A 10,811-nucleotide genomic window follows, 5' to 3' on the forward strand; every position below is an offset into this window, starting at 1 on the left:
CCATCCGTACATATTATGCTTCTCCTTTCAGTTTAGATATCACATCATCTGCAAGTGCTCTTCTGCGATGACGGATTGTTAATTCAGCCGGTGCATATTCCAGACAGTTTGTCGGGCAGTGAAGAACGCACTGCGGGTCGCCGTTACACACATTGCATTTAAAGGCTTTGCCTGTCTTGTAACTGATTCCCGCGGCTCCAAAAGGACAGGCCCTTACACAAGCCCTGCATCCTACGCATTTCTCTTCAATAATAACCCCTGTACCTGTATTTGGGTCTATCTGGTTTGCTCCTGTGGGGCAGACTTCAACACAAACTGCTTTTGTGCATAAAGCACACCCGACAGGAAAACTATCGCCTTCTGCCTCATTTCTCACGACTCTGATTCTGGAGAGGGACGGACTGCACTCCTTCTCGTTATAAAGAGCGCAAGCCATTTCACATACTCTGCACCCGCAACATTTGTCCGCATTGATCATTATAACTTTTTGCTGACTCATACTTCCCCCTTTATAAGATTAACCTTGTTTAAAACCACAAAACATTTTGATAATCTTTCAGGGACTCACCTCCTTCCAGTTATTTTTTTTAATCTTTCTCCTTTCCTGACGGGAGGCATTCTGATTTCTCAGAATACCCTAATAGCGACCATTCCCCATATCTTTTATTTCAAGATTTAGGCGAAATGGTTCGGAGACAGAAATCTAAAAATTTGCCATTTTTTTTATTTTCTCAGTTATATTTCTTGCTTTGTCAAGAAATTTTCTGCTATCAGCAATTGCAGTTACAAAAAAGTCAAGCCTGCCTTTGTCAATACCAACCAAGTCCATTACAGACTTGGTCAACTCTACCTGCGTTATCATCAACTCTTTCCCGTTTTTAAAATGGCATGTCTGGCACCCTCCGACAAGTACGCCATCCGCTCCAAGCTCAAATGACTTTAGGATATCAAGCATTGTTGTTTTGCCTGCGCATGGAAGCCCTATAGGCAAAATACTTGCAGGGTACTGTAGCTTCTGAAGCCCTGCAATGTCCATGGCAGCATAAGCACATTCAAGACATAAGAACGTGACAATTTTTGGAGTAATGAAATTATTTTTAAGTATTCCTTCAATCTGCGCAAAAACAGACTCGCGATTATAATTCTTTGCCTGAATTGCGCCAGTCGGGCAATAAGCTGAACACTGGCCGCAATTAACACAGACAAGTTCATTTACCTTTGGAGGTTTAGTGAGAAGAACCGGAGACTCATCCGAAAATATTCCCTCAACCGCATGGAAGGGGCAAATTTTCATACAGATTTCACATTTTATGCAAAGGTCATCGTTCACACTCGCAACCTTAAGCCTCCTGTGTGCCTGCTGCCTTTTTATCTCAATCAAAGCCTTTGTTGCTGCTGCTCCTGCATGAGCAACAGATGATGGTATGTTTTTGGGCCCTGAAGCCCCTCCTGCAACATATATTCCAATGCTCTCTGTTTCACTGGAGCGGTTCTTTCCATAATACTCTTTTATAAATCCATAATTGTTCAAATTCAGGTTTGATGTCTTTGAAATCTCCTGTGTCCCCTCTGACGGAATAAGCGCAGCAGAAAGAACCACAAGGTCAGCAGAAAGCCTTAAATCCTGGTTAAGCAATGCATCTTCAACCTGTACACAGAGTTCGCGGGTCTGCGGGTTTTCTGTAATCTCAGAAGGTCTTCCCTTTATAAAATTCACCCATTTATCACGGGCTTCAAGGTAATACCTCTCATAAAAACCATGGCTTCTTATGTCGATGTAACAAACAGTTACCTCTGCATCAGTTCTCTCTTTAATCACATTCGCGTGTTTGAGTGCAAATATGCAGCAAAGCTCAGAGCAGTACTCGTGGTATTTATCCCTTGAGCCAACACACTGAACCATGACTATTTTTTTTGCAGGCTTGCCCGTTGATGGAGCAACCACTGAACCTCTTGTTGGACCGTCAGGGTCAAGCATCCTTGCAAGCTCAACCTGATTTATCACATTTGGAAATCTTCCGTAACCGTATTCTTTTAATGGTGAGGGATTAAACATTTCTATCCCTGTTGCTACAATAACTGAGCCGCACCTGATTTCTCTTTTCTCTTCTTTCTGGTTTAAATCAATTGCCCTTGTTGGACATATATCCTCACACCTCCTGCACTCAGGAGGACAAAGGCTTCTCTCAACCATGTATCCCCTTGGGATTGCCTGCGGTATTGGAAGGTAAATCGCCTTTCTTGAGTTTGTGGCGTAAGGAAACTCCTTAATGCCGTCAACAGGGCAAACCTCCTCGCATTTCTTGCAGAGGATGCATTTTTTTATATCTACAAATCTTGGAGAAGCTTCAAATGTAACTGAAAAGTCTCCCGGAGAGCCTTTCAGCTTCTTCACATCTGCCTGGGTGATTATCTCAAGGTTGTCATTTGCGTCAATCCTGCTTCTGTAGATGCACTTTCTGCATATTTCAAGGTTATTGCTGTCCATAAAAGCTGTGCACATCGCACAGTCATCAGTTGGAACCACTTTCCCGATTTTTGCAGCAATGCCTCCAAGATAAGGTTTCTTTTCAAGCAGATATGTTTTTACTCCTGCCTCAGCAAGTTCAAAAGCAGCTGCAACACCTGCAGTCCCTCCGCCTATCACAACAGCCTTGGTTTCTATCCCTATTTTGCGGGAAAGAACTTTTTCATTCCTTCTTGCCCTCTCCAGAGATACCTGAATCAAAGCCTTTGTTTTATTTAAAGCATCAGAGGGGTTATCTATGTGAACCCACGCACACCCCTCCCTGATATTCACTATTTCAAAATACTCAAGTGTTACGAGTTTTTCCAGAAAGGATTTTTCAAAAATTTTTGTTATGTATTGCGGGGAACATGCAGCAATGATTACCTTTTGATACTTGTTTTTTTCAATTTCCTCTGCAAGAAAGGTCAAATCAGGCTCCTGGCAAAGAAGATGGCGGACAAGCTCGACTTTAACATCAGGTATTGAGCCAAGAAACTCGGCAAGATTATCAAAATTTATTGTTTTGGAAATCTCTTCACTGCAGGAGCAAAGAAAAATTCCTGTAGATTTATCCAAACTCTTTTTAGTCCCTTCACTCTTTTTCATATAGGGCTTTATTTATTTTTCCCCATCAGGATAGCTCCTCTGCAGGTAGATTGAAAGCTTGGGAACTGATTCATATGCTGTTCTCCACTTCCTGCACTTCTGGCAATAATCTAACTCAGATAACTCTATACCTTCTTCTTTAAGCTTCTCTGCTATCCTCGCAATAGATGCAACAGGACCAACAGGTTTTTTGCATTCTTTGCAGAGTTTAAGCTCTGCACTCTTTTTTTTCCTTAAATTTCCCTCAATAAAATCCTTTAGATTAAGTTCAACTTCAATCTTTATTGCCTTATCCTCGCAGCTTGTTTCACATCTTTTACAGGCAATACATAGCTGGTGAGTATGGCTTATTGTTCTTATATTCTCGTCATCCCTGATTGATAAGGCGCCTGTTGGACAGGTTTCAGCACATGCGCCACAGGCAATACATTTTTCATCATCTATAATTGCCCTTCCGGCAAAGAATATTTCATGGAGGGGCTTAACGGCATTTCCTTCTTTTAATTCCTTGCCACCGGAAGAAGAGAATTTTTTGATAAGTTCAATGAGAAGCTTTCGATTCTCTAAATTTATTTCATCAAATTTTTTTACTAGGGTGTCCATAAGATTTTCTTATATTGATTTTACCTATCATTGCGAGCCCATGAGCTTTTTGAATGGGCGTGGCAATCTCGTATATTAGCGGTCAGTGTTCAGCATTCAGCTAAAAGCTGATGGCTGATAGCTTATAGCTATTAACTCTTCTTAAGTTTTTCAAGCTCCTGTGCCTTTAAAATATTCTTTTGAATTTTCCCGATTGATGTCTTTGGAAAGCCTGTGACAAAATCTATATACTGCGGAATCTTAAATTTAGCAAGTTTTGTCCCGCAGTACTGCTGGAGTGTCTCAACAGTTATTGACTGGCCCTCCTTTAACATGACAAAGGCTTTTACAGCCTCATCCCTCATCTCATCAGGAACTCCAATCACAGCCGCTTCAAGTACAGCAGGATGCTCGGTCAGAACCCTTTCCACTTCATTGGCAGCAACATTCTCACCTGCCCTTTTAATCACATCTTTTTTCCGGTCAATGAAATATACATGCCCGTCTTCATCCATCTTCCCAAAATCACCTGTATAGAACCAGTTATCCTTGTCAAGAACAGCAGCAGTTGCTTCAGGGTTTTTGTAATAACCCTTCATCAGCTGCACACCCGGAATCCCTTTTACAGCAATCTCTCCAACCCCACCGTAAGGGAGTTCCTTCCTCTCATCATCAACAATCTTAATCTCATCACCAAATATGGGAAACCCAACTGAGCCTCTTTTTCGTTTTGCATGCATTGCAGTAAAAGTGCAAGGTGCAAGAGTTTCAGTCAACCCGTAGAGGTCGTAGAGGGTGCAGTCAAACCTTGCCTCAAACTCATCCCACTGCTCGTCTGTTATTGCAATCGCAAAGCAGATTCTTCTCATCTTGTTGTTTGCATCGTCAGGGTGCCTTGGCTGAAGAAGAAGCTGCCTGACATTTGTGGCAACAAGGCTTGTTATTGTAGCGCAAAACCTTCTCACAAAATCAAAGTATCTTGATGCAGAAAAACGCTCGCAGACTATTATGCTTGCACCTGCTGTAAGGGTTGGCATAAATGAAATGTACATGGCATTCACATGGAAAAGCGGGAGCACGCATATATGCCTGTCCTCGCTTGTCAGCTTCTGCTCGCATGCCATTGCCTCACCTATCCACAGAGAATTTGCATGTGTCAGAAGCACTCCCTTGGGACGTGCGGTGGTTCCCGATGTATAGAGCATGGTTGAAACATCCATCGGGTCAACCTTGGTTGGTGCAAGCTCAGGAGATGAGTTTTTAATTACATCAGAAAGGAGCATGTACCCTTTTTGCGCCTCTTCAGCCCTGTAGAGAATCAGGTTTTTAAGCTTGGGGCATTTCCCTTTTATGCCATCAATCATGCTTGCATATTCAGGGTCTGTTATAAGGGTGCTGCTTTCAGAGTGGTTGAGCATATATTTCATTTCATCTGCCTGAGACATTGTATTGGTTGGAATCATTATGGCGCCAATCTTTGAAGTTGCAAACCATGTAAGGCAGAATCCTGTGGAGTTTGGCAGATTGCAGGTTACAAAATCACCTTTTTTTACTCCGAGAGAAAGAAGACCGTTTGCAAGGCGGTTAACTTTTTCATTAAACTCTTTATATGTTACTGTTTCAACATTATCATTGCGGTCAATAAAAATTAAAAATATCTTATTTGGATAGGTCTCTGCCTGAAACTCAAGGAGTTTTCTCAGATTTTTATTGCGCCCTATGATTGTGCTCATCTAAATCCTCCGAAAAATGATATATTATGATAAAAATTTCTAAATTTTCCTACGATAGGCAGGACATTCCTGTCCTGCCTAATAGGCGGGGTTAGAAAACCCCGCCTATCTCTTGTGATATTATTTTGTACAAATCAGTAATAAAATATAAATTCACTTCCCTAATATCTGTCCTCCATCAACTACAAGGACAGCCCCAGTAATAAAATTCGATGCATCAGAAGCAAGGAAAACTACTGAACCTACCAGTTCTTCTGGTTCGCCAAGGCGTTTAAAAGGAAGTGTCTGCTCGATTATTTTTTTGCCTGCATCTGTTGAAAAAAACTTTTCATTCATCGGAGTCCTGAAATATCCGGGACAGATTGCATTTACCTGTATATTATACCTTGCCCATTCAAGAGCAAGGGCTTTTGTGAACTGAACCACTCCTGCCTTTGATGCGCAGTAGGATGTCATGTTTGGGATTGCCATATAAAAAGTAATGGAGGAAATATTGATTATCTTCCCCTTCTTTCTCTTTACCATCTCAGCCCCAACAGCCTTTGAACAGAGAAAGGGAGCTTTCAAGTTTACTGACATTACATAATCCCAGTATTCCTCTTCCATCTTAAGAACCGGTTTGTCACCGCTTATTCCTGTATTGTTTACAAGAATATCTATTTTCCCGAATTTCCCCATTGCTTCCTTAACCATCCGCTCTATATCAGCATTCTTTGAAACATCAGCCGGCACAGGGAGCGCCTTTCTTCCCTTTGCCCTTATCTCCTCTGCAACAACTTCAAGGTCCTTCAATGTCCTGCTTACAAGAACAATATCAGCTCCGGCATCTGCCATTCCAAGCGACATGGCTTTACCAAGCCCCTTGCTTGCGCCTGTTACAATTGCAATTTTTCCGGTTAGATCAAATAATTTTAAGCTCATATAAGCTAACTATTTTATTTCCTTTCCTTTGAAAATGGCAGGTCAGGAGACCTGCCACTATCCGGGTGGCATCTGGTCTCCAAACCCGATGCTTATTTTCATACCTGTTAATTGTTTATAACCCTTCAGGTTTTTCCAAAAACTCCTTTATCTGATTCAAAAACCTTGCAGCCGGTGCTCCGTCTATAATCCTGTGGTCAAATACAAAGCTGAGATAAACAGTAAGCCGCGCAACCACACTGCCATTCTCAACAATTGCTCTCTCTTTCATTGCTCCAATTCCAAGGATTCCGCACTGGGGATGGTTGATGATAGGAGTAAAAAACTCTATTCCCAAACCCCCAAGGTTTGTGATTGTAAAAGTACCGCCAGTTAATATCTCAGGGCTTCTTGCTCCGCCTTTCACTTTCTCAATTATCTCAATCCTTTTCTTTGCAATATCCTCAAGGCTCAAGTTTCCTGCATCCCTGATAACAGGAACTATTAACCCCTGGTCAAGCGCAACTGCAAGTCCTATGTTTATATCTTCAAAAACTAATATTTCATCATTGATTAATGCGGAGTTAAATATTGGATGAAGCTTTAATGCAGATGCTGTAGCTTTTACAAGTATATCATTAAAATTCACATTGTCAGCCTTTTTCCCTTCTGCAAACTTCTGCGCTTTACCAGCATCAACAAGGACGATTTCTGCAACGCGAGGCGCTTCATTCCAGCTCTGAGCCATTCTCTTTGCAATTGTAGCCCTAATTCCCTTTACAGGGATTTTTTCTTTTACTTTTAATTCCATTTAAGACTTCTTTTCCTTTCCAACCTGCTTAAAATATTTTTCAGGAATTTTTTTTGGGTCTTTATAGATGTGAAATTTACATGGCTCATCAGGAGAGTTTGGCGCCTCATGTACCCACTGAGGATGTCCAAACCACTCAATTGCCTGTATATTGTTCCATACAGCGCAATGGGAACAGTAACCGGGAAAATTCTCTTTGTTAAAACCTATTGGCTGTGATTTTTTTACCTTGTAATAATTTTTCGGAGCATCATAAGCCCCCTCTCTCATAAGCTTTCCACCACTGCCACACGGGTCATGAATAAAGGTAAATTTCTCATCATCTTCCAGTATTTTCATTTTTCCCATATGGGTTTTCATAAGATGGGCTGTTGCTCTGACAAAGTCCTCAACAGGCATATTCTCCCATGATATAAACCCCTGCTTCTGCATCTCTCCTGAATGTCGCAACACCCCTTCCAACCCTTTATCACCATAAACCTTCCCCATGTAGCTGAAGCATGAAACCATCATCTCTATATAGATGTCATGTATAAGGAGATGCTGTTTCTCTCTTTGCTCAAGTAGCCTTTTAGTTTTTTCATCATCTTTTCCTCTTATTGACTCCTCTATCTCTTTTGCGATTTTTTCCTGTTCATCCCTGAAATACTGCTCAATGTATTGCATAATAAACTCAATAACCTTTCTCAGTCCTTTATGTACAAGAATAAACTCCTTTGAAAGCGCCTCGCACTCCTTAAGCGCCTTTTCTCTGTCACCTGACTTCAGGGCATTTAAAATTTTATCAGACTGCTTTAAACTCAGTTCTTCTAATTCTTTTGGATCCATGTATTACGATCTTTCCTTAGAAACAGATCTTTATTTGCCTGCTGAAAAAGGGTCTGTTTGGTGTCATTGCGAGGAGCGATAGCGACGTGGCAATCTCTACTCAATTGATTTACATAAAACTGAGATTGCTTCGCTTCGCTCGCAATGACAATGAAGCGATTTTTAAACACCCTGTTTAGACCCGTTAAACAGCAGATTTAAAGGTCTATTTCTGTAAAATTAATTTAGATTATTTGAAATTTATATTTCCCCCTTTATCCTTCTTCTATAATCGCCAGCACTCCACCAACAGGGAAAACCTGTTCCACCTGCCCTATTACCTGTTTTACAACCCCTGTAGCAGGTGACTCAACTTCATATTCCACTTTTTCTGTTTCAACTACAAGTATTGGCTCTCCCTTTTCAATTCTATCCCCTTCATTCTTAAGCCACCTGACAACGCTTCCCTCTTCCATGGTTAAGCCAAGCTTTGGCATCACAAGTTCAACAGCCATCTATTTCTCCTTGTTCTTAAAACTTGATCAGTCAGTTATGCACTATCTCTTTCACTGCCTGGACTATGTCAGTCTCTTTTGGCAAATAGAATTGCTCTAAAGGTTTGCTAAAGGGGACTGGTGTAAAAGGGGCTGCAACCCTCTTTATGGGAGCCTTAAGAAACTTGAAGGCTTCTTCACTCACAATTGCAGCAATCTCAGCACCAAATCCACAGAATTTAACTGCTTCGTAAGCTACAACAAGCCTTCCAGTCTTTTTGACTGAATTTATAATAAGATTTTTATCCAAGGGGGTTAATGTCCTTGGATCAATTACCTCAGCCTCTATCTTTTCAGACGATAGAGCCTGGGCTGCTTTTAAGGCTTTATGCACCATCTGGGATGTTGCAACAATGGTAACATCCTTCCCTTCTCTTTTCACTTCGCCAACCCCTAAAGGAATTGTATAATCCCCTTCTGGAACATCCCCCTTCATGCTGTACAGGATTTTATTTTCAATAAATATGACTGGATTATCATCCCTAATTGATGATTTCAAAAGCCCTTTGACATCATAAACTGTGCTCGGCATAACCACTTTTAAGCCAGGCACATGGGTAAACCATGCCTCCAGGCTCTGAGAGTGCTGTGGCCCTGCATTCATCCCCGCACCACAGGGCATCCTGATTACAAGCGGAAGCTTTGGCTTGCCACCAAACATATATCTTATCTTTGCAGTCTGATTAACTATCTGGTCCATTGCACAGGTTACAAAATCATTAAACATTATCTCAACAACAGGCCTTAAACCTGTGAGAGCTGCTCCAATGGCAAGTCCTACAATAGCTGACTCAGCAATCGGCGTGTCAACGACTCTCTCTTTTCCAAATTGCTCATAGAGCCCTCGTGTTGCACTAAAGGAACCCCCTGCAATTGCCACATCCTCACCGGCAATAAAAACATTTTTATCTCTTTCCATTTCTTCCTTAAGGGCATCGTTAACTGCTCTTATATATCTTGTCTCAGGCATTTTAATCTCCTAATTTAGTTTTCTCTTTTAAAAGGATTCAAGGGGTCCAGGGTTCAAGGATTCAAGTGAAACTCAAAACTCAAAAGTCAAAAACTAAATTCCTTAATTTTGATATTTGCTTTTTGATTTTTTATTTTCCCCACTTGAACCATAGAATCCTTGAACCCTTCTACTCACAATACACATCCCTCATTGTCTCTTCAGGATTAGGCAATGGAGATTCCTCTGCAAATTTCAGCGCCTCATCAACCTCTGCCTTTACAATGCTCTCAATCCCTTGAACATCTTTATCAGTAATAATATTTTTCTCCATTAAAGAGACTTTTAATCTTTCAATAGTGTCATTCTTCCTGGCTGTATCAAGCTCCTCTTTTGGTCTGTATTTCTGTGGATCTCCCTCGTAATGTCCCCTGAACCTTGTTGTTTTGCATTCAAGCAAGGTTGGACCATCTCCTTTTCTTGCCCTCTCTATTGCCCTTGTCATTGCCTCATGTACAACAGCAACATCATTGCCGTCAATTGTCTCTCCCTTAAGATTCCCGAAAGCAAGCGCCCTTTGAGCAACATTCTGTATATCCATATGAACAGACTGTGGAGAGAATTCCGCCCACGAATTGTTCTCGCATACGAATACGATTGGAAGCTTCATAACAGAGGATATGTTCAGGGATTCGTAAAATGCCCCTTCTCCTGTTGCCCCATCTCCGAAAAAGCATGCAACAACCTGGTCCGTTTTCCTGTATTTTGCGCTGAATGCAGCTCCAACTGCAATAGGTATTCCTCCTGCAACTATCCCGTTTGCTCCGAGTATCCCGATATCAAGCGTAGCCATGTGCATTGACCCGCCCTTACCCTTGCAGTATCCTGTTGCCCTTCCAAATATCTCAGCCATGAGGAGCTTTACATCGGCCCCCTTTGCAATGCACTGTCCATGCCCCCTGTGGGTATTTGCAATATAATCATCTTTTCTCAAGGGAAAACATGCCCCTGCCGCAACTGCCTCCTGTCCTATGCTTAAATGAATAAAACCCGGAATTTTCCCTCCGAGGAAAAGTTCCGAAACCCTTTCCTCAAAACGCCTGATTCTAAGCATTGTAGTATAAAGCCTTATCAGATCATCCTTTGTAAGTGCCATTATTATACCCCCTTCTCTTCTTTATTGTCATTGCGAGCGTAGCGAAGCAATCTCGTCCTTAGCTGTAAGTAATCAGTTGTCAACTATTAGCTTTATTGAGATTGCTTCGGGACATTGTCCCTCGCAATGACGCCAAAAAACCTTTTATCATAAAACAGGCTATCTTCTATGCTATTTCCCCTTAAACACCGGCTTTCTTTTCTC

General features: G+C 41.6%; 11 protein-coding genes and 1 other annotated feature. All 11 genes read right to left on the reverse strand.

Features of this window, described 5'->3' with window-relative positions:
- Nucleotides 1-13 precede the first annotated feature (13 nt).
- Nucleotides 14-499, reverse strand: a complete 486-nt coding sequence (locus tag A3H37_09555; GenBank protein OGL51587.1) for a hypothetical protein — start codon at nt 497-499, stop codon at nt 14-16.
- Between the two features lie 81 nt (nt 500-580).
- Nucleotides 581-708, reverse strand: a binding site (molybdenum cofactor riboswitch).
- A complete protein-coding gene (locus A3H37_09560) occupies nt 704-3,115 on the reverse strand; it encodes a hypothetical protein (protein OGL51588.1) in 2,412 nt (803 codons plus the stop codon). It overlaps the preceding feature by 5 nt.
- A gap of 12 nt (nt 3,116-3,127) precedes the next feature.
- Nucleotides 3,128-3,718 (reverse strand): hypothetical protein, encoded by a 591-nt coding sequence (locus tag A3H37_09565; protein ID OGL51589.1) that lies wholly within the window; start codon nt 3,716-3,718, stop codon nt 3,128-3,130.
- A gap of 131 nt (nt 3,719-3,849) precedes the next feature.
- Nucleotides 3,850-5,430: a hypothetical protein gene (locus A3H37_09570; protein OGL51590.1), complete on the reverse strand. Its 1,581-nt coding sequence runs from the start codon at nt 5,428-5,430 to the stop codon at nt 3,850-3,852.
- Nucleotides 5,431-5,583: 153 nt separating this feature from the next.
- On the reverse strand, nt 5,584-6,351 hold the full coding sequence (locus A3H37_09575) for a hypothetical protein (protein OGL51591.1): 768 nt from the start codon (nt 6,349-6,351) through the stop codon (nt 5,584-5,586).
- 115 nt (nt 6,352-6,466) lie between these two features.
- On the reverse strand, nt 6,467-7,141 hold the full coding sequence (locus A3H37_09580; GenBank protein ID OGL51592.1) for a hypothetical protein: 675 nt from the start codon (nt 7,139-7,141) through the stop codon (nt 6,467-6,469).
- A complete protein-coding gene (locus tag A3H37_09585) occupies nt 7,142-7,969 on the reverse strand; it encodes a hypothetical protein (GenBank protein ID OGL51593.1) in 828 nt (275 codons plus the stop codon).
- The gene (locus A3H37_09590; protein OGL51594.1) at nt 7,951-8,139 is read right to left on the reverse strand and encodes a hypothetical protein; all 189 of its coding nucleotides are present in this window, start codon (nt 8,137-8,139) and stop codon (nt 7,951-7,953) included. The genes A3H37_09585 and A3H37_09590 overlap by 19 nt, the downstream gene beginning before the upstream one ends.
- Before the next feature lie 84 nt (nt 8,140-8,223).
- Entirely contained in the window at nt 8,224-8,463 is a 240-nt protein-coding gene (locus tag A3H37_09595; protein ID OGL51595.1) for a hypothetical protein, read from the reverse strand.
- A gap of 31 nt (nt 8,464-8,494) precedes the next feature.
- A complete protein-coding gene (locus tag A3H37_09600) occupies nt 8,495-9,472 on the reverse strand; it encodes an acetoin dehydrogenase (protein OGL51596.1) in 978 nt (325 codons plus the stop codon).
- Nucleotides 9,473-9,641: 169 nt separating this feature from the next.
- The gene (locus A3H37_09605) at nt 9,642-10,607 is read right to left on the reverse strand and encodes a pyruvate dehydrogenase (acetyl-transferring) E1 component subunit alpha (protein ID OGL51597.1); all 966 of its coding nucleotides are present in this window, start codon (nt 10,605-10,607) and stop codon (nt 9,642-9,644) included.
- Between the last annotated feature and the right edge of the window lie 204 nt (nt 10,608-10,811).

The sequence above is a fragment of the Candidatus Schekmanbacteria bacterium RIFCSPLOWO2_02_FULL_38_14 genome (assembly GCA_001790855.1).
In the GTDB taxonomy this organism is placed as follows: Bacteria; Schekmanbacteria; GWA2-38-11; order GWA2-38-11; family GWA2-38-11; genus 2-02-FULL-38-14-A.

Bases quoted from the DNA above. Each gene is read 5' to 3' on its own strand.
- A3H37_09600 (OGL51596.1), bottom strand. From the start codon at position 9,472: ATGCCTGAGACAAGATATATAAGAGCAGTTAACGATGCCCTTAAGGAA.
- A3H37_09575 (OGL51591.1), bottom strand. From the start codon at position 6,351: ATGAGCTTAAAATTATTTGATCTAACCGGAAAAATTGCAATTGTAACA.
- A3H37_09555 (OGL51587.1), bottom strand. From the start codon at position 499: ATGAGTCAGCAAAAAGTTATAATGATCAATGCGGACAAATGTTGCGGG.
- A3H37_09580 (OGL51592.1), bottom strand. From the start codon at position 7,141: ATGGAATTAAAAGTAAAAGAAAAAATCCCTGTAAAGGGAATTAGGGCT.
- A3H37_09570 (OGL51590.1), bottom strand. From the start codon at position 5,430: ATGAGCACAATCATAGGGCGCAATAAAAATCTGAGAAAACTCCTTGAG.
- A3H37_09595 (OGL51595.1), bottom strand. From the start codon at position 8,463: ATGGCTGTTGAACTTGTGATGCCAAAGCTTGGCTTAACCATGGAAGAG.
- A3H37_09585 (OGL51593.1), bottom strand. From the start codon at position 7,969: ATGGATCCAAAAGAATTAGAAGAACTGAGTTTAAAGCAGTCTGATAAA.
- A3H37_09565 (OGL51589.1), bottom strand. From the start codon at position 3,718: ATGGACACCCTAGTAAAAAAATTTGATGAAATAAATTTAGAGAATCGA.
- A3H37_09605 (OGL51597.1), bottom strand. From the start codon at position 10,607: ATGGCACTTACAAAGGATGATCTGATAAGGCTTTATACTACAATGCTT.
- A3H37_09560 (OGL51588.1), bottom strand. From the start codon at position 3,115: ATGAAAAAGAGTGAAGGGACTAAAAAGAGTTTGGATAAATCTACAGGA.